25 protein-coding genes are annotated in these 22,052 nt (G+C 66.9%); 8 read left to right on the plus strand and 17 right to left on the minus strand.

Features of this window, described 5'->3' with window-relative positions:
• Positions 1 to 37 precede the first annotated feature (37 nt).
• The 5 genes from RT91_RS08335 to RT91_RS08355 all read right to left on the minus strand — a co-directional run bounded on the left by RT91_RS08335 (position 38) and on the right by RT91_RS08355 (position 2,265).
• Entirely contained in the window at positions 38 to 817 is a 780-nt protein-coding gene (locus tag RT91_RS08335) for a flagellar biosynthetic protein FliR (protein WP_035186719.1), read from the minus strand.
• A 2-nt stretch (positions 818 to 819) separates the two neighbouring features.
• A complete protein-coding gene (locus RT91_RS08340) occupies positions 820 to 1,086 on the minus strand; it encodes a flagellar biosynthetic protein FliQ (protein WP_012039834.1) in 267 nt (88 codons plus the stop codon).
• A gap of 75 nt (positions 1,087 to 1,161) precedes the next feature.
• Positions 1,162 to 1,464: a flagellar hook-basal body complex protein FliE gene (locus RT91_RS08345; protein ID WP_007423342.1), complete on the minus strand. Its 303-nt coding sequence runs from the start codon at positions 1,462 to 1,464 to the stop codon at positions 1,162 to 1,164.
• A complete protein-coding gene (gene flgC / locus RT91_RS08350) occupies positions 1,464 to 1,868 on the minus strand; it encodes a flagellar basal body rod protein FlgC (protein WP_007423341.1) in 405 nt (134 codons plus the stop codon). Before flgC ends, RT91_RS08345 begins: the two co-directional genes overlap by 1 nt.
• A gap of 16 nt (positions 1,869 to 1,884) precedes the next feature.
• On the minus strand, positions 1,885 to 2,265 hold the full coding sequence (locus RT91_RS08355; protein ID WP_007423340.1) for a flagellar basal body protein: 381 nt from the start codon (positions 2,263 to 2,265) through the stop codon (positions 1,885 to 1,887).
• A gap of 486 nt (positions 2,266 to 2,751) precedes the next feature.
• On the opposite strand from RT91_RS08355, the gene fliP reads away from it, so the two are divergent.
• The gene (gene fliP / locus RT91_RS08365; RefSeq protein ID WP_007423339.1) at positions 2,752 to 3,513 is read left to right on the plus strand and encodes a flagellar type III secretion system pore protein FliP; all 762 of its coding nucleotides are present in this window, start codon (positions 2,752 to 2,754) and stop codon (positions 3,511 to 3,513) included.
• Positions 3,514 to 3,552: 39 nt separating this feature from the next.
• Here the strand turns inward: fliP and RT91_RS08370 are convergent, their stop codons facing one another.
• Together RT91_RS08370 and RT91_RS08375 are read right to left on the minus strand one after the other, a co-directional pair.
• Positions 3,553 to 4,950, minus strand: a complete 1,398-nt coding sequence (locus RT91_RS08370; RefSeq protein ID WP_007423338.1) for a HAMP domain-containing sensor histidine kinase — start codon at positions 4,948 to 4,950, stop codon at positions 3,553 to 3,555.
• Positions 4,951 to 4,955: 5 nt separating this feature from the next.
• Positions 4,956 to 6,113, minus strand: a complete 1,158-nt coding sequence (locus RT91_RS08375) for a patatin-like phospholipase family protein (RefSeq protein ID WP_233490046.1) — start codon at positions 6,111 to 6,113, stop codon at positions 4,956 to 4,958.
• Here RT91_RS08375 and rpmH point away from each other — a divergent pair.
• The 6 genes from rpmH (at position 6,103) to argB (ending at position 10,415) form a co-directional block, all read left to right on the plus strand.
• On the plus strand, positions 6,103 to 6,237 hold the full coding sequence (gene rpmH, locus RT91_RS08380) for a 50S ribosomal protein L34 (protein WP_007423336.1): 135 nt from the start codon (positions 6,103 to 6,105) through the stop codon (positions 6,235 to 6,237). The two genes, RT91_RS08375 and rpmH, sit on opposite strands and share 11 nt — an antisense overlap.
• 67 nt (positions 6,238 to 6,304) lie before the next feature.
• Positions 6,305 to 6,667 (plus strand): ribonuclease P protein component, encoded by a 363-nt coding sequence (rnpA, locus tag RT91_RS08385; protein WP_007423335.1) that lies wholly within the window; start codon positions 6,305 to 6,307, stop codon positions 6,665 to 6,667.
• A complete protein-coding gene (yidD, locus tag RT91_RS08390; RefSeq protein WP_007423334.1) occupies positions 6,664 to 6,918 on the plus strand; it encodes a membrane protein insertion efficiency factor YidD in 255 nt (84 codons plus the stop codon). Before rnpA ends, yidD begins: the two co-directional genes overlap by 4 nt.
• Positions 6,911 to 8,716 carry a membrane protein insertase YidC gene (gene yidC, locus RT91_RS08395; protein WP_035186724.1) on the plus strand — a complete coding sequence of 602 codons (1,806 nt, stop codon included), beginning with the start codon at positions 6,911 to 6,913 and terminating at the stop codon, positions 8,714 to 8,716. The genes yidD and yidC overlap by 8 nt, the downstream gene beginning before the upstream one ends.
• A 10-nt stretch (positions 8,717 to 8,726) precedes the next feature.
• Positions 8,727 to 9,356: a ribosome biogenesis GTP-binding protein YihA/YsxC gene (gene yihA / locus RT91_RS08400; RefSeq protein ID WP_007423594.1), complete on the plus strand. Its 630-nt coding sequence runs from the start codon at positions 8,727 to 8,729 to the stop codon at positions 9,354 to 9,356.
• A gap of 159 nt (positions 9,357 to 9,515) precedes the next feature.
• Positions 9,516 to 10,415 (plus strand): acetylglutamate kinase, encoded by a 900-nt coding sequence (gene argB, locus RT91_RS08405; RefSeq protein ID WP_196796266.1) that lies wholly within the window; start codon positions 9,516 to 9,518, stop codon positions 10,413 to 10,415.
• A gap of 51 nt (positions 10,416 to 10,466) precedes the next feature.
• On the opposite strand, the gene RT91_RS08410 is transcribed toward argB, so the two are convergent.
• From RT91_RS08410 to RT91_RS21445, 3 genes are all read right to left on the minus strand, one after another.
• Complete coding sequence (locus RT91_RS08410) at positions 10,467 to 12,137, minus strand: methyl-accepting chemotaxis protein (RefSeq protein ID WP_035186849.1); 1,671 nt, start codon at positions 12,135 to 12,137, stop codon at positions 10,467 to 10,469.
• A 147-nt stretch (positions 12,138 to 12,284) separates the two neighbouring features.
• Positions 12,285 to 13,577, minus strand: a complete 1,293-nt coding sequence (locus RT91_RS08415; protein WP_007423445.1) for a hemolysin family protein — start codon at positions 13,575 to 13,577, stop codon at positions 12,285 to 12,287.
• A gap of 8 nt (positions 13,578 to 13,585) precedes the next feature.
• Positions 13,586 to 13,786 (minus strand): hypothetical protein, encoded by a 201-nt coding sequence (locus RT91_RS21445; protein ID WP_138919191.1) that lies wholly within the window; start codon positions 13,784 to 13,786, stop codon positions 13,586 to 13,588.
• On the opposite strand from RT91_RS21445, the gene RT91_RS08420 reads away from it, so the two are divergent.
• Positions 13,785 to 16,496 carry a glycosyltransferase gene (locus RT91_RS08420; protein WP_012039840.1) on the plus strand — a complete coding sequence of 904 codons (2,712 nt, stop codon included), beginning with the start codon at positions 13,785 to 13,787 and terminating at the stop codon, positions 16,494 to 16,496. The genes RT91_RS21445 and RT91_RS08420 overlap by 2 nt on opposite strands.
• A 75-nt stretch (positions 16,497 to 16,571) precedes the next feature.
• Here the strand turns inward: RT91_RS08420 and leuB are convergent, their stop codons facing one another.
• From leuB to rpsP, 7 genes are all read right to left on the minus strand, one after another.
• A complete protein-coding gene (gene leuB / locus RT91_RS08425; protein ID WP_013640567.1) occupies positions 16,572 to 17,684 on the minus strand; it encodes a 3-isopropylmalate dehydrogenase in 1,113 nt (370 codons plus the stop codon).
• A 53-nt stretch (positions 17,685 to 17,737) separates the two neighbouring features.
• Positions 17,738 to 18,358, minus strand: a complete 621-nt coding sequence (gene leuD, locus RT91_RS08430; RefSeq protein WP_035186728.1) for a 3-isopropylmalate dehydratase small subunit — start codon at positions 18,356 to 18,358, stop codon at positions 17,738 to 17,740.
• Positions 18,358 to 19,758 (minus strand): 3-isopropylmalate dehydratase large subunit, encoded by a 1,401-nt coding sequence (leuC, locus tag RT91_RS08435; RefSeq protein ID WP_035186731.1) that lies wholly within the window; start codon positions 19,756 to 19,758, stop codon positions 18,358 to 18,360. Before leuC ends, leuD begins: the two co-directional genes overlap by 1 nt.
• Positions 19,759 to 19,983: 225 nt before the next feature.
• A complete protein-coding gene (gene rplS / locus RT91_RS08440; protein WP_012039844.1) occupies positions 19,984 to 20,358 on the minus strand; it encodes a 50S ribosomal protein L19 in 375 nt (124 codons plus the stop codon).
• Positions 20,359 to 20,385: 27 nt separating this feature from the next.
• Positions 20,386 to 21,090 carry a tRNA (guanosine(37)-N1)-methyltransferase TrmD gene (gene trmD, locus RT91_RS08445; protein ID WP_035186734.1) on the minus strand — a complete coding sequence of 235 codons (705 nt, stop codon included), beginning with the start codon at positions 21,088 to 21,090 and terminating at the stop codon, positions 20,386 to 20,388.
• The gene (rimM, locus tag RT91_RS08450; RefSeq protein WP_012039845.1) at positions 21,087 to 21,596 is read right to left on the minus strand and encodes a ribosome maturation factor RimM; all 510 of its coding nucleotides are present in this window, start codon (positions 21,594 to 21,596) and stop codon (positions 21,087 to 21,089) included. The genes trmD and rimM overlap by 4 nt, the downstream gene beginning before the upstream one ends.
• A gap of 15 nt (positions 21,597 to 21,611) precedes the next feature.
• Complete coding sequence (gene rpsP, locus RT91_RS08455; RefSeq protein WP_007421700.1) at positions 21,612 to 21,956, minus strand: 30S ribosomal protein S16; 345 nt, start codon at positions 21,954 to 21,956, stop codon at positions 21,612 to 21,614.
• Positions 21,957 to 22,052: the final 96 nt, after the last annotated feature.

Consider the following 22,052-nt stretch of genomic DNA (forward strand, 5'->3'; position numbering starts at 1 on the left):
ACGACCTCATGCGATATCACGGATTCCGGCCTGCATCTCACCAGCTCGCGTAAGCATGCAGAAGCGGCAGCATCGCATCCTGCCAGACAGTGAGCATCGGGGAGGCGAGGATCGCGAGCAGAAACATGCCGCCAAGCAGCTGCAGCGGGGCGGCAACGAAATAAACCTGCATGCTCGGGGCGACCTTGGACATCAGTCCAAGACCGGCCTGCCACAGGAGACCGATGAACAGAAAGGGCGCGGCAAGATGCAAGGCCGTCACGAACTCTGCCGACACGGCCCGGACAGCGAAGCCGAGCAGCAGCCCCGCCGGGGGAAGGTGAGCGCCAATGATTGTTGACGTCAGCGGGATTACCCGGAACGACCGGATTATGGCGAGGACCGGCAACATAAAAAGACCGGTGGTGAACACTACAGCCGGCAACATGACGCTCAGGGCATTCGCCACCAGCGTGCTGTTCGGACCAATCTCGACATTCGGCAGCAACACGCTGGACAGGCCCATCTGATAGGAAATGATCTGTCCCGCTACGGGCAGGCTCAGCATGATCGCCGCCGTGAGCCAGCCGAGAGATAGCCCGACAACGATCTCACGAAGAACCAGAAACGCGAAAACCGGAATCGAGGATGGAACGCCAATCGTACCGGAGACGATCAACGGCGCCACGATTGCCGTAAGAGCGATCGACAGCCCGATGCGTATCTGCGGCGGCGCATTCCCCGCCCCCATGAAGGGCAGCGCCATGACTAGACTCGAAATTCTGATGAAAATCAGCAACGGCCCGAAAACCATATCGGCAAGGCCGTGCGGAAACATGATCAGCCGACGTGAATCATGGCGGTGAATATCTCGTGCGCGAACTGCGATAACGTACCGAGCAAAAAACTGCCCATGATCATCAATGTTCCGGCGACGGCAGCCATCTTTGGCAAAAAGACAATGGTCGCCTCGTTGATTTGCGTCACCGCCTGCAGCAGCGATATCACGACGCCCGCCACGAGCGCGGCGAGCAAAGGCGGCGCCGACAGTTGCGCCGCAACAAGAAATGCCTCGTGGAGCGACGTGATGACCGCTGGATCAGTCATGCCGGGAACCGCAAGCGATGCCGGACCGCCGCTCCTTTTGTCTGCCAATCGTCGCTGAAGCACCACCGCCCATGATCAGATCGGCATGCTCATGATCGATTGATAGGCCTGGATCAGACGATCACGGATGGCAACGGTCGTCTGCAACGCAACCTGAGCCTGGGCAACAGAGGCAACGACATGGGTAAGGTCTCCCTTTCCCATCAAACCGGAACTGGCTGCCTGCTCCGTCGACGCGCTCTGATGAATTGCGCTCGTGATGACGTTCGACATGTAATCGCCAAAGCTGGGCGAACCGGCCGCGCCCGTGCCGGCAGCGCGACCATAGGCAGAGATTGCATTGGACGGATTTACGAGAGCCGAGATCGTTCCGGACATCAGATCAGCCCCAGCGTGCGGGTCATCATGCCGCGCGTGGCATTCATGACGGAGAGATTGGCATCGTAGGAACGCTCGGCCTGCTGCATATCCATGAGTTCCACCAGACTATTTACGTTTGGCAACTTGACGTAGCCCTGGGCGTTGGCCGCGGGATTGGAGGGATCGTATTTCATTGGGAATGGCGCCGTGTCCTTGCCGATATTCGCAACCTGCACCAGGTCAGTGCCGGTGGTCTGGCTAAAGACGTCCTGGAATGAGATGGTCTTTCGCTGATATGGATTGCTGCCCGGCGTCGAGCCCGTGCTGTCCGCGTTGGCCAGATTCTGCGCGATGACCTGCAGCCGCGCATCCTGCGCTGACAGTCCCGCAGCCGTAATGTCGAGTGTGGTACCGAATTTCATTATAGTTCCTCGGATTTTACGGGTTAGGACCAAGCGCCGTAGTGAACATGCCAAGATAGGTCTTGTAGATATTCACTGCATATTGCTGGTTGATCTGGGTTCCGGCGACCGCCGCGAGCTGACTTTCAAGCGAAACCGCGTTTCCATCGGGCGCGCGTGCCGCGACGGTGGCGGTCTCCGTGCCAACGGATTGACCGGAGGATGACGGAATATCGAGGGCATTCGTCGTGGCCAAGGCAAGATTGCCAGTGCCGTTCAGCGTATCCGAGAACGCAACCGGCATTCTGGACACATATCCTGGGGTATCGATATTCGCTATGTTTTGCGCCAATACCGATTGCGATTGCGCCAGATAGACCAGCCGATCGGCGGCGAGGCCGATAAGATTCAAGGTCATTTTGCCCTCCGAAACCGGAAGGATGATGCCTTTGAAAAGTTAAAATTCCGTCAAGGATAATGGGCATTAATTTTTTTATTTCTGCGAACCCGACGCGCAGGTTCAATGAAATATTAATCTTTTTCCGGCTTTCTTCCGCAGGCCGACCTGCCGCCGATTCGGGCGAAGCCAGGTCGGCGGGATCAGATCCGGAGACTGCTGCAGAATGGGCATGGCAGGAATAGAGCACGTTGTTATCGCGCTGGGGGTCGTCTTGCTCCTGATTGCGGGACTTGCCGCAATTCTGCGCCGACTCCGTCTGACCAGCGCCTTGACAGGGATTGCCTCCGCTTGGGGCGTGACGGCCCAGACACAGTCCTGCCGAGTCGGCCGCAACACGACATTGTCGATCGTTACACTGGGCGACTTCAGTTTTGTTGTCATGAATGGCCCGCGATCGGACCAAATACAGCTCTTGCCGACGGCTCGGCAAGGGAACGACACCTGATGAACCGGCGTACACGCACCGGCGTGCTGCTGGGGGCCGGCCTCGGCCTTGCCCTCCTGGCCTTGCCTCACGCCGCCCATGCCCAGTCGGTCAATCTCGATCTCGGGTCGGGAGGCGCGCCCGAAACCGCGAAGCTTATCCAGCTCATCGCGCTGATCGGCGTCATCTCGCTGGCGCCCAGCCTGCTTGTCATGCTCACGGCCTTCACGCGGATCGTCATCGTGCTGAGTCTGCTGCGCACGGCCCTCGGCACACAGACGACACCGCCAAACTCGGTGCTGATCGGACTTGCTCTGTTTCTCACCTATTTTGTCATGGCCCCGGTGTTCTCGCAGTCGTGGCACACCGGTCTCCTGCCGATGACCCAGGGCGATGTTGGCACGCTGGAGGGGCTGAAGCTCGCCGCCGCGCCATTTCACACGTTTCTCGCTGATAATGCCCGCCCCGCCGATGTGCGGGTCTTCCTCTCGCTGGCACACATCAAGCCGCCGGCAAACATGCAGGATGTTCCTTGGCGCGCACTGATTCCCGGCTTCGTCGTCGGTGAGTTGCGCCGCGGATTTGAAATGGGCTTCATGATCTTCCTGCCGTTCATGGTGATCGACATCGTCATTTCCTCGATCCTGATGAGCCTCGGCATGATGATGCTGCCGCCCACCGCGGTGTCACTGCCATTCAAGATCATCTTTTTCGTTCTTGTCGATGGCTGGCAACTCGTCTGCGGCAGCCTGGTGAGAAGCTTTCCGCCCATACATTTCTAGTTGCGACTGGAACGTCTCCTCACCCTGCGTGACGGCCGGTCAGCCGGGGTCGAGCGGGATCGATATCCTGAAATGCGTTCCTCTGCTGCTCGTCGCCACGAGCGTAAGCTCGCCTCCATGGGCGCGCACCAGGTCACGGGCGATGGCGAGGCCCAGGCCCGTTCCACCGCTGCGGGCAGACCCTGTGAAGGGCCTGAACAGATTGGCCTGCGCCCGCTCGGGCAGACCAGGTCCGTCATCCACGATGTCGATGATGACCTGGCCGGCATCGATGCCGCTGCTGATGACGAGCCGGCCCGCCCCCGCCTCGGCGGCGTTGCGCATCAGGTTCAGCAAGGCGCGCTGCATCTGCGTTCTGTCCAGCGACGGCATGATTTCAGCTGGAATGTTCGTTTCGATGGTCAGGCGCTCGTGCAGCAGGCGCGTCTGCGCGGCGACGTCCGCGACCAGTTCCGCCAGGGGGCAGGCCGCTCTGACCAGAGGCGGCGGGCCCTCCCGGGCGAAACTGAGCGTATGAGTGACGAGATCCGTCGCGCGTTCGACCGCGTCGACCAGGGTCGTCGCGCCGCTGCGGATCGCGGGGTCAGCACTTCCGGAAAGCCGGTCAGCGACCAGCAGCGCCGTCGATAATATGTTGCGCAGATCGTGGCTGATCTTGGCCACCGCCGTGCCGAGTGCCGCCAGCCTGGCGTTGCGCCACAGCGCGGCACGAAGCTCCGTCTGCATGCTTGCGAGTTCGCGCGCGGCAACCGCGATCTCGTCGTCCCGGAACTCATCCGCCGGCCGGATCGCAAGCGGCGCGGCGTGCTCGGGATCTTCCCGGAAGCGGGTGATGCTTTCCGTCAGCCGGCGCATCGGCAGCACGAGCACCCGGTTGAGCGCGACATAGACCACCAGTCCGGTCAGCAGCGCGATGGCGAGAGAGAGGGCCGCGGTATGGTCCGCATAGTGCCACAGATGCCTTGCGAGAACGGGATTGTGGACGACGATCTGCACGATGACATTCGGCTGCAGCGGACTTGGCGCGGTGACCAGCACATCGCGCGGGGCAAGGCCGAACTGCACATCGAGAGCCCTGAGAACGGAACCAAACAGGGTTTCGTGCGCGAGGTTGATCGAGCCCTCGGCGCGCACCGTCCCCCGCGGCGGCAACACCAGGATGCTGCGTCCGCCCTGCACGAGCCGGATCGCCTCGGTGCCGGACAGACGGAGCAATTCGTTGCGAGTCGACAGATCGACGACCCCATGCGGCGCGGTCGATACCGTCAGCGCCGCGAGATGGGCCTCGGTCACTCTGTTCATCAGCCAGGCGCTGCGTTCATGGCCGAGGCTCGGCAACAGGATCATGACCTCGACAAGCAGCGTCACGATCACGGTCAGCCAGAGCAGCCGCGCCGACAGGCTGTGGCCGATCCATCGCCCGAAGACTTTGTTCATGGCGGTCAGGCGGCCCTCGCGCGGAAAGCGGCGCGCCCTTCCTCGAACAGGCGATCGAGAAAGGCACGGTCCGCATAGGCCCGCGATTCGGGCGAAAGGCCGGCCAGGGCACGATCGGCCGGATATTCGATGAAGGTCAGCGTCGGCGGCAGCAGGGCGCATTCAGCGTCGATCGCCGTCTGGAAGGCGAGTTCCTGCACCCGGTTGAGAATATCGGCCGGCTGGCTCGGCACGCCGGCCCGAAGCCGGCTCTGCGCCCGAATCAGCACCAGCCTCTCGGGATCGAGCGCCAGCAACGGACCGAGAGGCGGATTGCCCGAATACGCCCCGTCCCAGTAAGCGATTCCATCGATCAGCACCGTCGGAAACAGGGTCGGCAGGCAGGCGGAAGCCAGAAGGGCGTCGACCGTGATGTCCTGATTCGTGAATATGCGTGACAACCCCGACTCCACGGCGGTCGCCGCAATGAACAGCCGCGGCGCCGAAGGATCGGCCAAGGCGGCACGATCGAGCAAATCCGTCAGGATCGGACGCAGCGGATTCTGCCCCAGCGGGTTGATCGACGCGTGTCCAAACATGCTGAGAACCGTCGCAATACCCTGCATTGCAAGGTTGCTGCCGAATTCGCGCCCGACCTCGAAGCCGGGCAGCCAGCGGTCGAGATGCGACGTCAGCGGCGCCAGCACGTTGGTCGCCACCACCCGGTCCCAGAACTGCGCCATCGCCGCCCGGGCGCCGTCCGCCCCGCCGCGAACGAAACCCTGGACGGCCATCGTGCCCAGAATGGCGCCGGAGGAAACACCGCAGACGGCGTCGAACACCTCCCCGGCGGCCAGCAATGCGTCGAGAACACCCCAGGCATAGGCGCCGTGCGAGCCGCCGCCCTGCAGGGCCAGCGCAGTGCGACAACGATACGGTTGCTGTGAGGTCATCATCGCAATCTGCACAATCGCATATGGGTTGGGCAAGCGGAACCGCGCCGGCACGCGGCGGTTCAGCCGTCTTTGTTGACGTCGGGCAGGACAATGCCTAAGAGGACGGACCGAAGGGAGCCGCTCCGGACGGAACGCGGCGCTCTGCCTGTTTTCCGAATTCAACCGGCGGCAGGTTGCCCGCAACCACCGCCATACGGCAGTCATTGGAGTAGAGACCGTGAAGCGCACCTACCAACCCTCCAAGCTCGTTCGCAAGCGCCGCCATGGTTTCCGCTCGCGGATGGAGACCGTCGGCGGCCGCAAGGTGCTGGCAAGCCGTCGCGCGAAGGGCCGGAAGCGTCTTTCCGCCTGACGTTCCTTCGCGTTCGCCCGGGCCCGCACATCGCGCTGCGTGGCCGGGCCCGGAACCAGTCACGATCATGCGCGCCGCGCCCTTCCAGTCTCTGCCCCAGCGTGCCGATTTCCTCCGTGCCGCTGCCCATGGGCGGAAGGCGGCGCGCGAAGGTTTCGTCGTACAAATCCTGCTGACAATGCCCGGCGCGCCCGTCCGCCTCGGCCTGACCGCGAGCCGGAAGGTCGGCAACGCGGTCATCCGGAACCGGGCACGCCGCCGGCTTCGTGCGCTCGCTCGCGAAGAATTGCGCCACCGATCGGTTTCCGGGGCGGACATCGTCCTGATCGCCCGCAAAGGCACGGCAACCGCCGAATTTTCAAGCCTCCGCGCGGATTTCCGCGCCGTGCTCGACGCGGCTTTTCCCCCTGCGGCGGCAGACGCGCGATGAACACGGCGACGAAGTTGCTGCGTGGCGGGGTGCGGGCCTATCAGCTGACGCTGTCATCTGTCCTCGGCGGGCAGTGCCGCTTCTATCCTTCGTGCAGCGCCTATGCGATGGAAGCGCTCGCGGTTCATGGCGCGCTGCATGGTTCCGCCCTCGCCGCACGGCGCATCCTGCGTTGCCATCCCTGGAATCCGGGCGGGGTCGATCCCGTCCCACCGGCCCATCACCACGATGAGATGAAACAGAATGGATAATCGACGGCTTCTCTACTCGATCTCGATCTCTCTGGTGATCCTCGTGCTGTTCCAGGTCATCGCGAGCTACGTGCTGCCGCCGCCGAAAAAGGCGCCGCCGCACCCGGCCACGCAGACAGCGCAGACACAGCCGGTCTCCGGCCAGCCCGCGCCGGGCGTGCCGGCTCCCAGCGCGGTGCCGCCCGCGGCCGCGCCGGGCGGCGTCGCGGCGAAGATACCCGCCGGCCCGCGCCTCGCGATCTCGACCCCGCTGCTGCGCGGATCGATGAGCCTCGTCGGCGCCCGGCTGGATGACCTCGTGCTCACCCGCTATCACCAGACGGTCAAGAAGACGTCGCCGCTCGTGCAGCTGCTCTCGCAGGCCGGCACGGCGAAATCCTATTACGTCCAGTTCGGCTGGGATGCAGCACCCAGCAGCTCCCTCAAGGTGCCCGGTCCCGATACGGTGTGGACCAGCTCCGGCGGGGACCTCTCGCCCGCCCACCCGGTGACGCTGTCATGGAACAACGGCGCCGGCGTGACCTTCGAACTCAAGCTTGCGGTCGACCGCCAGTATCTCTTCACGGTCCAGCAGCGCGTGATCAATCACGGCGCGGCGGCGGTCGAGGTCTATCCCTGGTCGCGCATCCGCCGCGACTTCCTGCCGGAGGAGCCGGGCTCGTTCACCCTCCACAAGGGGCCCATCGGCGTCTTTCATGGCACGCTGCACGAGATGGGCTATGAGGGCGTGAAGTCGGGCGGGAAGCATCCCGCCGCCGGCGATGCGCCCGGCACCGCGTATCAGACGACCAATCTCGGCGGCTGGGCCGGCATCACCGGCAAATACTGGCTGACCGCGCTCATCCCGAGCCAGGGCCGCGAGGTGATCGGCGCCTATCGCTACCTCGCGGATCCAGGCCAGCCGGAGCACGGCGGATACCAGGTCGACTACATGACCGCGAAGCCCGTCGATGCCGCCCCCGGCGCCACCGCCTCGACCACGACCCACGTCTTCGCCGGCGCCAAGGTGCTGAGCATCCTGAGCCACTACGAAACGCAATACCGCATCCCGCTGTTCGAACGCGCGATCGATTTCGGCTGGTTCTTCTTCCTCACCAAGCCGATCTTCATCGCGCTCGACTATCTCGCCGGCGTGTTCGGCAACATGGGGGTGGCGATCATCGTCTTCACCATCGGGCTGAAGCTGGTGCTGTTCCCGCTGGTCCGCACCTCCTACCGCTCGATGGCGCGGATGCGCGCGATCACGCCGAAGGTCCAGGCGCTGCGCGAGCGCTACAAGGACGACCAGATGCAGCAGCAGAAGGAGATCATGGCGCTCTACAAGGCCGAGGGCGTCAACCCCGCCGCCGGCTGCCTGCCGATGCTGCCGCAGATCCCGATCTTCTTCTCGCTCTACAAGGTCATCTTCATCTCGATCGGCATGCGCCACGCGCCCTTCGTGCTGTGGATCCACGACCTCTCGGCCGAGGACCCGACCAACATCTTCAATCTCTTCGGCCTGCTGCCGTTCCACCCGAGCGCGCTGTCGCCCTTCCTGCATCTCGGCATCCTGCCGATCATCATGGGCATCACGATGTGGGGTCAGCAGCGGCTGAATCCGCCGCCGCCGGACCCGACCCAGGCGAAGATGATGCAGTTCATGCCGGTGATCTTCACCTTCATGCTCGGCCGCTTCGCCGCGGGGCTGGTGCTGTATTACTGCGTGAACAACACCCTCACGATCCTGCAGCAATGGACGATCATGCGCGGCACCAACGCCGCCCCGCGCGCCGCCGCCAACCTCAACGCCAAGGGTTGAGCGCGGCGCCATGGAAGAGACCGACCCGATCGAGGAAGGGCGGAAACTCTTCGCCCGCGGGGCGCGGTTCTTCCATGCCGCGCAGACCGCCGAGGGCCTGCCGGAGCCGGAAGGCATCGAGATCGCCCTCGCCGGCCGTTCGAATGTCGGCAAGTCGACGCTGATCAACGCGATCACCGGCCAGGTGGCGCTCGCCCGCGTCGCCCAGGCGCCGGGGCGCACCCGCCAGCTCAACTTCTTCCGCATCGGCGACGGGCCGCTGACCATCGTCGACATGCCGGGCTATGGCTACGCCGCCGCCCCCAAGGCGGTGAAGCGGGACTGGCAGGGCCTGATGTTCCGCTATCTGCGCGGCCGGCCCAACCTGCGCCGCGTCCTGCTGCTGATGGACGCGCGGATCGAGGACAAGCCGGCCGACCACGCGGTGATGGAACTGCTCGACCAGGCGGCGGTGTCCTTCCAGGTCGTGCTGACCAAGGCCGACAAGATGAAACCCGAGGCCCTCGCCAGCAAGCTCGCCTCGATCGGGGCGATCGCCCGGCGGCATCCGGCGGCGCTGAACGAGGTGCTCGTCACCTCCGGCGAAACCGGCGCCGGCATTGCCGAACTGCGCGCGGTGATCCACGGCCTGCTGGCTTGACCGCCCGCGCCCGGTTCCATAGAGCACTTTCCGATCCTGCCGGATCGGATGCAGTGCTCTATCGTATTGAAAATTAGAGCATCTTTATCCGACCAGATGACCCCATCCGGTCGGGTGACGCTCTGGACCGCCGGAAAAGCAAGGAAAGATCCTGCCGTCATGACGATTTCCGACCGCCACGCCGACGCCGCCGAACAGGCCCGCATCGTCGCCCTCGCCCTGCCCTATCTGCGCCGCTATGCCGGGGCGACGATCGTGGTGAAATATGGCGGCCACGCGATGGGCGAGGAATCGCTCGCCGAGGAATTCGGGCGCGACATCGCCCTGCTCAAGCAGGTCGGCATCAATCCCGTGGTGGTGCATGGCGGCGGGCCGCAGATCAACGCGATGCTCAAGCGGCTGGCGATCCAGTCCACCTTCGTCGATGGCCTGCGGGTGACCGACGCGGCGATGGTCGAGGTGGTCGAGATGGTCCTCGCCGGCACCGTCAACAAGATGGTCGCCGGGCTGATCAACCGGGCCGGCGCGCTGGCCGTCGGCATCTGCGGCAAGGATGGCGGGCTGATCCGCGCGCGCAAGCTGACGCGGACGAGGCGCGACCCCGAGGGCGCGATCGAGCGCGCGCTCGATCTCGGCTTCGTCGGCGAGCCGGAGCATGTCGATGTCCGGGTGATCCATGCGCTGACCGGCGCCGGGCTCATCCCCGTCGTCGCCCCCGTCGGCGTCGGCGCGGATGGCGCGACCTACAACATCAACGCCGATACGGTGGCGGGCGCCATCGCCGGCGCGCTCGGCGCCAACCGGCTGCTGATGCTGACCGATGTCGCCGGCGTGCTCGACCGCAACGGCAAGCTCATTCCCGATCTCAGCATCGCCGAGGTCGAGGCGCTGCGCGCCGACGGGACGATTTCCGGCGGGATGATTCCGAAGGTCGAAACCTGCATCGAGGCGGTGCGACAGGGTGTGAAGGGGGCGACGATCGTCGATGGCCGCGTGCCCCATGCCTGCCTGCTGGAACTGTTCACCGAAGGCGGCATCGGCACGCTGATCCACGCGTGAGGGCGGCACCCGGCGGGCTTTCCGCCGGGCGGCGAGCGGACCCCGCGCGGTTCAGGCGACCTTTGCGGGCAGCCGCACCACGTTGGCGCCGGCGGCGATGCGGAACCGGCTGAGCAACTCCGCCAGGGTCGCCGCTTCGGACGACATGCCGTGGCTGGCCGCGGTGGTCTGCTCGACCATGGCGGCGTTTTGCTGGGTCACCTGATCCATCTGGTTGACGGCGGTGTTGACCTCGGCGAGCCCGGTCGACTGTTCTTCCGACGAGGCCGCGATGTCGACGATCAGGCCGTTGAGCGCCGAGACCTGCCGGGCGATGCGCTCGAGCGCGGCGCCGGTTTCGCCCACGAGTTCGACGCCGGCGCCGACCTCGCGATCCGAGGTGGCGATCAGCTGCTGGATCTCGCGCGCGGCGGAGGCCGAGCGCTGGGCCAGGGCGCGGACCTCGGTGGCGACGACGGCGAAGCCGCGGCCGGCCTCGCCCGCGCGCGCCGCCTCGACGCCGGCATTCAGGGCGAGGAGGTTGGTCTGGAAGGCAATTTCGTCGATCAGCCCGCTGATCTGCCCGATCTGGCGGGATGACGCCTCGATCGCGCTCATCGCCGCGACCGCGCGCTGCACGATCTCGCCCGAATGATCGGTCTCGGAGCGCGCGTCGCCGACCAGTTTCCGGGCCTCGCCGGTGCCGGCGGCGGTGCGCCGCACGGTGGCGGTGATCTGTTCCAGCGCCGCGGCCGTCTGTTCGAGCGTCGCGGCCTGCTGTTCGGTGCGGCGGGCCAGATCGTCCGACGCCGCGGTGATTTCCTGCGCGCCCGAACGCACCGCGTCGGCGTTGCGGGCGATCATCGCCATCGCGTCGTGAAGCTGGCGGATCGCGCCGTTGAAGTCGGTGCGGAGCTTTTCGTATTCCGCGGCCAGCTTCTCGTCGAGCCGGAACAGCAGGTCGCCGCCGGCGAGGCGCTCGAGGCCGGTGCCGAGGGCGGCGATCGCGTGCGCCTGCTGGTGGGCGCGCGTGACACGCTCGGCATCGAGGGCGCGCCGCGTATCCTCGGAAAGCTGCCGCAGGGCGATCGCTTCCCCGGCCGTCCTGACCTGCTCGGCGAGCACCTTCCGCAGGGAATCGAGATCGGCGCGGATGCAGGCCATGCTGCGCGGATCGCCGGTCACCGTCCCCTCCGGCAGGTCCAGCTTCCTGACGCCGACGAAGATGATCGCGATCGTCTCGTGGTTGGCGATGACCGGCTCGTAGATGGCGAAATAGGGTTCGCCGAGGATTTCCGCCTCGCCGCGATAGGTCTTGCCCATGCCGAGCACGGCATCGTGGATCGGGCCGGGGGCGAGCCTCGTGCCGACCGCGCGGGTGCCGTCCGGCTTCTGGACATTCGTGGCCACCCGGACGTCGCGCATGAAGATGGTCACGGCGCCGCCGTATTGCGTCTTGATCTCGTCGACGACACGATCGTCGCCATTGATGCGGTAGGCGCCGAACCAGAGTTCGTCGTTCTCGATGCGCGCCGGGCCGAGGGCCGCGAGACGGGCGCGCAGGCCATCGATGTTCCGGTCGAGCCCGTTCTGCGCGACCATGTCGCGATGCGCCTCGCTCGCGGCGATCGCCACGGCGTTCAGATCCCGCGCGAGGGCGGAGACGCGGCGGCGGACGCCGAGCAGAATGGCGGCGATGGCGCCGGCCGCGGCCAGGACGATGCCGGCCAGTATCCAGACCATCGTCACCGGCCCCGCGACCGGCCGGCGGACGGGACGACAATCCTGACGGGATGGCGTTTCATGGATCGGGCTCCCCTTGACAGGCTGGGCCTAGCAGCGTGGATCACCGACCCCGCATAGCAGGCGGGACTTAATGAAAGCCTAATTTCACGGCACGGCCGTGGGATCGCGGCTGACGCGCACGAGTTCCACCCGGCGGCCGTTCATCGCCAGCACCTCGAAGCGCCAGCCGCCGAAGGCGATCGCGTCGCCCTGGCGCGGCACCCGCTTGAGCAGGGCGAGCAGGAAGCCGCCCAGCGTGTGATACGAGCCGTGGGCGGGCAGGTTCTCCAGCCCGAACTTGTGCGCCACCTCGTCGATCGGTTCGAGACCGTCGAGCTCGTAGCGGTCGGGCGCGGGTTCGCCGGCCTCGCCATAGCCCGCCTCCTCGACATCGCCGACGATCGCCTCGAGCAGGTCGCCCACCGTCACCATGCCCTCGAAGCTGCCATATTCGTCGAGCACGAAGGCGACGCCGAGCGGGTCGGATTTCAGGCGCTCCAGCGCATCGAGCGCGGAGATCGCGTCCGGCACGGCGAGCGGCTGGCGCAGCGCGGTGGCGATCGAGATGTCCTTGCCGTCCAGCATCCGGTCGAGGATGTCCTTGGCCTGGACGATGCCGACCACATTGTCGATGCTACGGTCGCAGACCACGAAGCGGGAATGCGGCGCGGCCTTCAGCGAGGAGATCACCTGGCCGCGCGGGGCGGTGCGGTCGAGCCAGGCGATGTCCTGCCGCGGCGTCATGATCGCGCGGATCGGCTTGTCGGCGAGGCGCATGACGCGCTCCATCATGTCCCGCTCCTCGTATTCGAGCATGCCGGATTCGGTGCCCTCGGCGAGGATGGCCTTCAGCTCCTCCTCGCTGATCGCCCGGCGGTGCGGATCGACCGGGCCGAACAGGCGCAGCACCAGATCGGAGGTGAAGCCGAGCAGCCAGACCAGCGGCGAGGCGGCGCGGGCGAACATGTCGATCGGCCAGGCGACGAGGCAGGCGATCCGCTCGGCATTGCGCAAGGCGAGTTGCTTGGGCACGAGTTCGCCGAAGACGAGGGTGAGCAGCGTGACGCCGACGACGGTGAGCGTCAGCGCGATCGTGTCGGCGAGCGGGGCGAGCGGGCGGATCAGCGCGATCGCCGGCGCCAGCGAATGGGCGAGTTGCGCCCCGCCCACCACGCCGGTCAGCACGCTGATCGCGGTGATGCCGATCTGCACCGTGGGCAGGAAGCGCTCGGGCGTCTCGGCCAGCAGGCGCGCGCGCTCGGCGCCGCGCACGCCTTTTCGGGCAAACAGCGCGAGCGCCGCCTTGCGGGACGACACCAGCGCCATCTCGGCGAGGGCGAATCCGGCATTGAGCAGGATCAGCAAGGTCAAAATCAGTATCAGAACAACAACGTGCATACCTTACTTCAGTTCTGACATGAACCCAGGACAACGAAACCGAGCTTCACCGGCGTAACGATCTCCGATCCAGCAGCATAGCGGATGCGCAGGACATGAACCACACGCCACTCTTTAGCCATAATCCAGCCGACGCGATGCCGCACTGCACCGTCATGGGAGATGTTCAACGCGGACTTTTTCCGCGGGTCAACCGGATGATGGTTCATGACGCATCTCGCGCGCCTCCGCCCGATCGCTCCCCGGGTCAGCCCCCGCCAGACCAGGGCGGGCTGGCGTCACCCGGGCACATGGCTTGCAGCTCTTGGCGCTGCGGGCGCCACCTTTGGCATCTGGGCCGCGCTGAACCGTCCCGTGACGAACCTGCCGCCCTATCGCGGCGAAATCGGCGGCTTCGCCTTCTCGCCCTTTCACGCCGGCGAAAGCCCGCAGAGCGGGATCTACCCCTCGATCGCCCAGATCCGGTCGGACCTCGCGCTCGTCGCGAAGCACACGCATGACATCCGGACCTACACCGTCCAGGGCGATCTCGGCCAGATTCCGGCGCTCGCCGCCCCCTACCACCTGAACGTCACGCTCGGCGCCTGGATCGACCAGCATCCGAAGGCGAACGAGGCCGAGCTGAAGAAGGTGGTCAAGGTCGCCAACGCCAATGCCGACGTCAAGGCCGTCATGGTCGGCAACGAGGTGATCCTGCGTCGCAACCTCACGGTGCCGGAACTCGCCGCCGACATCGAATACGTGAAGAAGCGCGTGCATGTGCCGGTCTCCACCGCCGAGCCCTGGCATGTCTGGCTGCACCACCCCGAGCTTGCGAAGTCGGTCGACTTCATCACCGTGCATCTGCTGCCCTACTGGGAGGGCGTGCCCGAGAAGGACGCCGTGCAGTATGCGCTGATGCGGCTGCATGAGGTCGAGAAGCGCTTCCCCGGCAAGAAGGTGGTGATCGGCGAGATCGGCTGGCCGTCGGACGGCATCGATATCGGCGCCGCCCGCGCCTCGCGCGTGCTGCAGGCCCGCTTCCTGCGCGATTTCTTCAACATCGCGCAGAAGCAGCATCTCGACTATTTCGTGATGGAAGCGTTCGACCAGCCCTGGAAGACCAGCTTCGAGGGCCGCGCCGCCGGCTACTGGGGCATGTGGTCGCTCGACCGCCAGGCCAAATGGTCGCTCACCGGCCCGGTGCAGCAGAACCGCGCCTGGCTCGCCTGGGCGCTCGGCTCCAGCCTGCTCGGCTTCCTCGTCACCCTGCTGATGCTCGGCGTCAGGCCCGACATCCGCTGGCCCGGCAAGATCCTGTTCGCGGCCCTGGTGCAGGGCTTCGGCGCCGCCCTCGCCTCGCTGCTGATGACGATGGGCGAGACCTATCTCTCCTGGTCCGCCGCCGCGGTCTGGGCCGCGCTCGCCGCCGGCCAGGCGCTGCTGCTCTTCCTGCTCGTCGCCGACAGTTTCGACCTCGTGGAAACCCTGTTCGGCCGGGTGCGGATGCGCCATTTCGAGCCGGTGCCCGCGGCCCCCGGCACGAAACTGCCCAAGGTCTCGCTGCATCTCGCCATCTGCAACGAACCGCCCGAGATGGTGAAGCAGACGCTGAACGCCCTCGCCGCCCTCGATTACGAGAATTTCGAGGTGCTGGTGATCGACAACAACACCAAGGACCCGGCGGTATGGGAACCGGTGGCGGCGCATTGCGCGCGGCTCGGCAAGCAGTTCCGCTTCTTCACCCTCGGCAAGCATCCCGGCTACAAGGCCGGCGCGCTGAACTTCGCCCTGCGCGAGACCGCGCCGGATGCCGAGATCGTCGGCGTGCTCGACTCCGACTATATCGTCGACCCCGACTGGCTGCGCTGCATGGTCCCCGCCTTTGCCGACCCGAATGTGGGCTTCACCCAGTCGCCGCAGGACTACCGCGACAATGACGGCTCGCTCTTCAAGCGGATGATGTTCTGGGAATATGCCGGCTTCTTCCATATCGGCATGGTCAACCGCAACGAGCGCAACGCGGTCATCCAGCACGGCACGATGACGCTGATCCGCAAGGCGGCCCTCGATGCCGAGGGCGGCTGGGCCGAATGGTGCATCACCGAGGACAGCGAGCTCGGCCTGCGGCTGTTCCGCGAGGGTTACGAGGCGGTCTATTCCAAGCGGAGCTTCGGCCGCGGCGTGATGCCGGACGATTTCAACGCCTTCCGCAAGCAGCGCTACCGCTGGGCCTATGGCGCGATGCGGATTTCCCGCCGGCACTGGAAGGCGTTCCTCTCGCCCTTCGACCGCACGCTGACGATCGGCCAGCGCTGGCACTTCGTCACCGGCTGGCTGCCCTGGATCGGCGATGCGCTGGGTCTCGCCTTCCTGCTGCTGGGCCTCGCCTGGTCGGCCGGTCTGATCCTCGATCCGGTGCGGTTCGAATTCCCGATCCTGCTGTTCATGCTGCCCTCGATCGGCCTGTTCGCCTTCAAGATCGTGCAGATTTTCGCGCTTTACGCGGCGCGGGTGCCGTGCGGCGTGGGCGACCGGCTGGGGGCGGCCGTCGCCGGGCTCGCGCTCTCGCACACGATCGGCAAGGCGGTATGGAAAGGCCTGTTCACCAACTCGCTGCCCTTCATCCGCACGCCGAAGATGGAAAACGCGCCCGCCCTGGTGCAGGGGCTGGTAATGGTGCGCGAGGAGCTGATCCTGCTTGCCCTCACCTGGGCGGCGCTGCTCGGCGTCGGCTTCGGGCATCACTGGGCCACGCCGGAAAGCCGGCTCTGGTGCGCGGTGCTGTTCACCCAGTCGCTGCCCTATCTGGCCTCGGTCCTGGTCTCGATCATCGCGTCGATGCCGGCGAAGGCGCCGAAGCGGACGCGGATCAAGGCGCCGGCGCTGCTGCCGCAATCGCGGATGCCGATCAGCGCGCGCACCGCGGCCGGCGACTGACCGCGCTTCCTCCGGCTGAAATGAAAACGGGGCGGCAGGCGCAAACCTGCCGCCCCGATCCTTTTCCGGCCCGGATCAGCCGCCGAGCTTGTCGAGCTCGCGCAGCACCGCGTCGCCCATCGTCCGCGTGCCGATCCGCGCCGTGCCCTTCTGCTCGATATCCGCGGTGCGCATGCCGCTGGCGAGCACGTTGGAGACGGCGGCTTCGATCGCCGCCGCATCCTCCTGCATGTCGAAGGAATAGCGCAGCAGCATCGCGAGGCTGAGGATCTGCGCCAGCGGATTGGCCAGGCCCTTGCCGGCGATGTCCGGCGCCGAGCCGTGGATCGGCTCGTAGAGCGCATGCCGCCGCCCCGCCGCATCCGGCGCGCCGAGCGTCGCCGAGGGCAGCATCCCGAGCGAGCCGGTCAGCATCGAGGCCAGGTCGGAGAGCAGGTCGCCGAACAGGTTGCCGGTCACGATCACGTCGAACTGGCGCGGATTCTTCGCCAGCTGCATCGCGCAATTGTCGGCATACATGTGCGAGAGCTGCACGTCAGGATATTCCGCCGCGCCGAGGGCGGTGACGGTCTGCCGCCAGAGCAGGCCTGATTCCATCACGTTCGCCTTCTCGACGCTGGTCAGCCGCCCCTGCCGCTTGCGGGCCAGCTCGAAGGCGACGCGCGCCACCCGCTCGATCTCCGGCGTGGTGTAGACCTCGGTGTTGATCCCGCGCTTCGTGCCATCCGGCAGGGTCTCGATCCCGCGCGGCTCGCCGAAATAGATGCCGCCCGTCGATTCCCGGACGATCATGATGTCGAGCCCGCGCACGATCTCGGGCTTGAGCGGGCTCGCGTCGATCAGCGCGTCGAACACCGGCGCGGGGCGCAGGTTGGCGAACAGGCCGAGGCGCTTGCGCAGTTCGAGAATGGCGATTTCCGGCCGGTTGTCGAAAGGCTGCGAATCCCATTGCGGCCCGCCCACCGCGCCGAACAGCACGGCATCCGCCTCCAGCGCGCGCTCGATCACCGGTTCGGTGATCGGCTTGCCGGTCGCCTCGATCGAGGCGCCGCCGACGAGGTCCTCGGCGAGTTCGAACCGCGCCCGGCCGCTGCGCGCCAGCCAGTCGATCACCCGGCGGGCTTCCGCCATCACCTCGGGGCCGATGCCATCCCCCGGCAGGAGCAGCAGTTTCCGGTTCGCAATCATGGTCGTCTCTCCCTTGGGGTCGCGTTCGGCGGTGGTGGAGCGGGGCGGGCGGATCAGACGGTCTCGATCCGCGGCCGCCAGGCCGCGCCGTCCAGCTTCGCCTCATAGGCGTCGATCGAGGGCGCCTTCTCCAGCGTCAGGCCGATATCGTCGAGCCCCTCCAGCAGGCAGCGCTTGCGGAACGGATCGATCTCGAACCCGTAGGTCTCGCCATCCGGCCGCGAGACGGTCTGCGCCGCGAGATCGACGATGATCCGCGCATTCGCCCCCGATTCCGCATCCTCCATCAGCGCCTCGCATTGTTCGCGCGGCAGCACGATCGGCAGGATGCCGTTCTTGAAGCAGTTGTTGAAGAAGATGTCGGCGAAGCTCGGCGCGATCACGCAGCGGATGCCGAAATCCAGCAGCGCCCAGGGCGCGTGCTCGCGCGACGAGCCGCAGCCGAAATTCTCCCCGGCGACGAGGATATGCGCCTGCCGGTAGGGCTCGCGGTTCAGCACGAAATCCGGGTTCTCGCTGCCATCCTCGTTGTAGCGCAGCCCGGCGAAGGCGTGCTTGCCCAGCCCCGAGCGCTTGATCGTCTTGAGGAAGCGCGCCGGGATGATCTTGTCGGTATCGACATTCGCCATCCTGAGCGGGGCGGCCACCGCCTCCAGCCGTTCGAACCTGTCCATCATGCCATCTCCCGCGGATCGGCGAGCGCGCCGGTAATTGCCGAGGCCGCCGCCATCGCCGGCGACACCAGATGCGTGCGCCCGCCCGGCCCCTGCCGACCCTCGAAGTTCCGGTTCGAGGTGCTGGCGCATCGCTCGCCCGGCTTCAGCTTGTCGGGGTTCATGCCGAGGCACATCGAACACCCCGCCTCGCGCCATTCGAACCCGGCATCGAGAAACACCTGGGCGAGGCCCTCGGCTTCGGCCTGCGCCTTCACCAGCCCCGAGCCCGGCACCACCATGGCGCGGACATGGCCGGCGACCTTCTTCCCCCGCACGATCCCGGCGGCAACCCGCAAATCCTCGATCCGCGAATTGGTGCAGGAGCCGATGAACACCGCGTCGATCTTCGTGCCCTTCAGCGCCTGCCCCGGTGCGAGGTCCATATACTGCAACATGCGCTCCATCTGCGCCCGGCGGCCGGCATCCGGCTCGGCCGCGGGGTCGGGCACATGGCCGGTGATCGGCACCACCGTCTCCGGGCTGGTCCCCCAGGTCACCTGCGGCACGAGGGCGGACGCATCGATCGTCACCACCCGGTCGTACCGCGCGCCCTCGTCGGAGGCGAGCGTCTTCCAGTAGTCGATCGCCCGCTCCAGCGCCTCGCCCTTCGGCGCGTAGGGCCGGCCGCGCACATACTCGAACGTCGTCTCGTCCGGCGCGATCAGCCCGGCCCGCGCCCCCGCCTCGATCGACATGTTGCAGACGGTCATCCGCCCCGCCATGTCGAGCGCGCGGATCGCCTCGCCGGCATATTCGATCACGTGCCCGGTGCCGCCGGCGGTGCCGATCTCGCCGATGATCGCCAGCACGATGTCCTTCGCCGAGCAGCCCGGCGGCAGCGTGCCATCCACCCGCACCAGCATGTTCTTCGCCGGCTTCTGCAACAGCGTCTGCGTCGCCAGCACATGCTCGACCTCGGAGGTGCCGATGCCGAAGGCCAGCGCGCCCATCGCGCCATGGGTCGAGGTGTGGGAATCGCCGCAGACGATCGTCATCCCCGGCAGCGAGATCCCCTGCTCCGGCCCGATCACGTGAACGATGCCCTGCCGCGCGTCGGTCACCGGAATATAGGGCACGCCAAAGGCGGCGACATTCTGTTCGAGGGTCGCGACCTGCAGCGCGCTCTCCGGCTCGGCGATGCCGGCGGCGCGGTCCTCGGTCGGCACGTTATGGTCGGCGACCGCGATGGTCGCATCCACCCGCCGCACCTTGCGCCCGGCCATCCGCAGCCCCTCGAAGGCCTGCGGGCTGGTCACCTCATGGACGAGATGCCGGTCGATATAGAGAACCGCGGTGCCGTCCGGCATGCGATCGACGACATGCGCCGCCCAGATCTTGTCGAACAATGTCGAAGCCATGCGTGCGTCCTCCGGCTCAAGGTGCCGGACCGGGCGGGAATCACCCGCGCCCGACATGAGCGTCACGCTCCGGACACCTTCAAGGTTTCGGTCAGAGCGGCATCGGGCGGCAGACGCGCAAGCGCCCGCGTGATGCCCCTCCGGCTGAAACCGTGCTGCGCGGGCGGCGCGCCGCCCGGCGGGGATGGCAGGGGGCGCGTGGCCCCCTGGCGCTCCCCCGGCGCGTCAGTCGGCGTTGGTCTCGCGCGCGGCCTCGGCGATGCGGGCGGACTTGCCGCGGCGGCCGCGCAGGTAATACAGCTTCGCCCGGCGCACCACGCCCCGGCGGGTGACGGCGATCTCGGTCACGTTCGGCGAATACAGCGGAAACACGCGCTCCACGCCCTCGCCATACGAAATCTTCCGCACGGTGAAGTTCGAGTTGATGCCGCGATTCGACCGCGCGATGCACACGCCCTCGAACGCCTGGATGCGGGTGCGCTCGCCCTCGGTCACCCGGACCGAAACGCGGAGATTGTCGCCCGGCTTGAAGTCCGGCACGGCGCGGGCTTCCGCGAGCTTGCCGATCTGCTCGGCGTCGATGGTCTGGATCACGTTCATGTCTGGCATCCTTTCGGGGGAGTTCATTTACGGAAGAGCCGGCTGGCTGGCAATGTGCCGGGCCCATAGATCTGGTCTGCGCCGCCTGGTCACGGCCTCGGCCTCGGCGCGGCGCCAGGCGGCGATGGCGGCATGATGGCCGGAGAGCAGCGCCTCCGGCACCGCCCGCCCCTGCCACACGGCCGGGCGGGTATAATGCGGATATTCGAGCAGCGTGCCGTCCGAGAAGCTTTCCTCCTCGGCGCTCTCCGCCGCCCCCATCACGCCCGGCAGCAGGCGGATGGTGGCATCGAGCAGCGCGAGCGCCGCGATCTCGCCGCCCGAGAGCACGAAATCGCCGAGGCTGATCTCCTCCGCCTCGTTGGCATCGAGGGCGCGCTGGTCGAACCCCTCGAACCGGCCGCAGAGCAGCACGGCACCCGGCCCTTCGGCAAGCCGGCGGATGCGCGCCTGGGTCAGCGGCGCGCCGCGCGGGGTCAGCGCGATCAACGGTCGCCCGTCCCGCGCCTGGCCGATCGCGGCATCCAGCACGTCCGGCCGCAGCACCATGCCCGCGCCGCCGCCGAACGGCGTGTCGTCCACCGCGCGATGCCGGCCGAGGCCGAAATCGCGCAGGTTCACGCAATCAAGCGCCCAGATGCCCGTCTCCAGCGCGCGTCCGGCCAGCGACAGGCCGAGCGGCCCCGGAAACATCTCGGGGAACAGGGTGATGACCGTGGCGCGGAAGCTCATTCCCGCATCTCCACCTCGACCGGCCGCACCACCACGGCGCGGCCGCCCGGCAGGTCGATCTCCGGCACCACCGCGCGGGTGAAGGGCAGCAGCGAGCCATCGGAAAGCTCGATGCTCGCGCCGGCGCCGAAATCATGCACCGCGCGGATCGTGCCGAGTGCCGCCCCATCCGGCCCCACCGCGTGCAGCCCGATGAGGTCGGCGAAGTAGAATTCGTCCTCGTCCTCGGGCGGCGGCAGGTCGGCCCGGCGCACATAGAGCCGGAGATTGGTCAGCTTCGCCGCCGCATCGCGGTCGGCGATCGCGGCGGCCTCGTCGCCCTCGCCGATGGTGACGCGCGCGATCCCCGCCCCGGTCCAGGCCAGCCCGACCCGCCGGCCGCGCTCGTCGCGCAACGGCAGCTCGGCCAGCCCCTCCGGGTCCGGCGAATAGGTGGTGACATGCACGGCCCCGCGCACACCGTGGGGCCGGCCGATCACGCCCATCAGGATCAGGCGATCATCCATCGCTCAGCCGCGAAATCAGGCCTCGGCGGCCTTGGCGCGCTCGGCGGCGCGCTCCTGCGCCTTCTTCTTCGGCGCGGACTGCACGGGCTGCTCGCGGAACGCCGGCATCGGCGCGAGGCCGGCCTTGCCGATGAAACGGGCGACGCGGTCGGTCGCCTGCGCGCCCTGGCTCAGCCAGTGCGTCACGCGATCGGTCACGAGGCGGATGCGATCCTCGTGATCGGCCGGCAGCATCGGGTTGTAGGTGCCGATCCGCTCGATGAACTTGCCATCGCGCGGGCTGCGCGAGTCGGCGACGACGATGTGGTAGAACGGCCGCTTCTTCGCACCCGCGCGGGCCAGTCTGATCTTCAACGACATTCCATTGTCTCCTGGTCAGTAGTCTCGATGGCGGCCAGCCCGGCCGCCGTGGTGTCAGTCCGGGCCAAAGCCCGTTATTTCGCTCCGGGCCGAAGC

It is taken from the genome of Acidiphilium sp. JA12-A1 (assembly GCF_000724705.2).
Lineage (GTDB): Bacteria > Pseudomonadota > Alphaproteobacteria > Acetobacterales > Acetobacteraceae > Acidiphilium > Acidiphilium multivorum.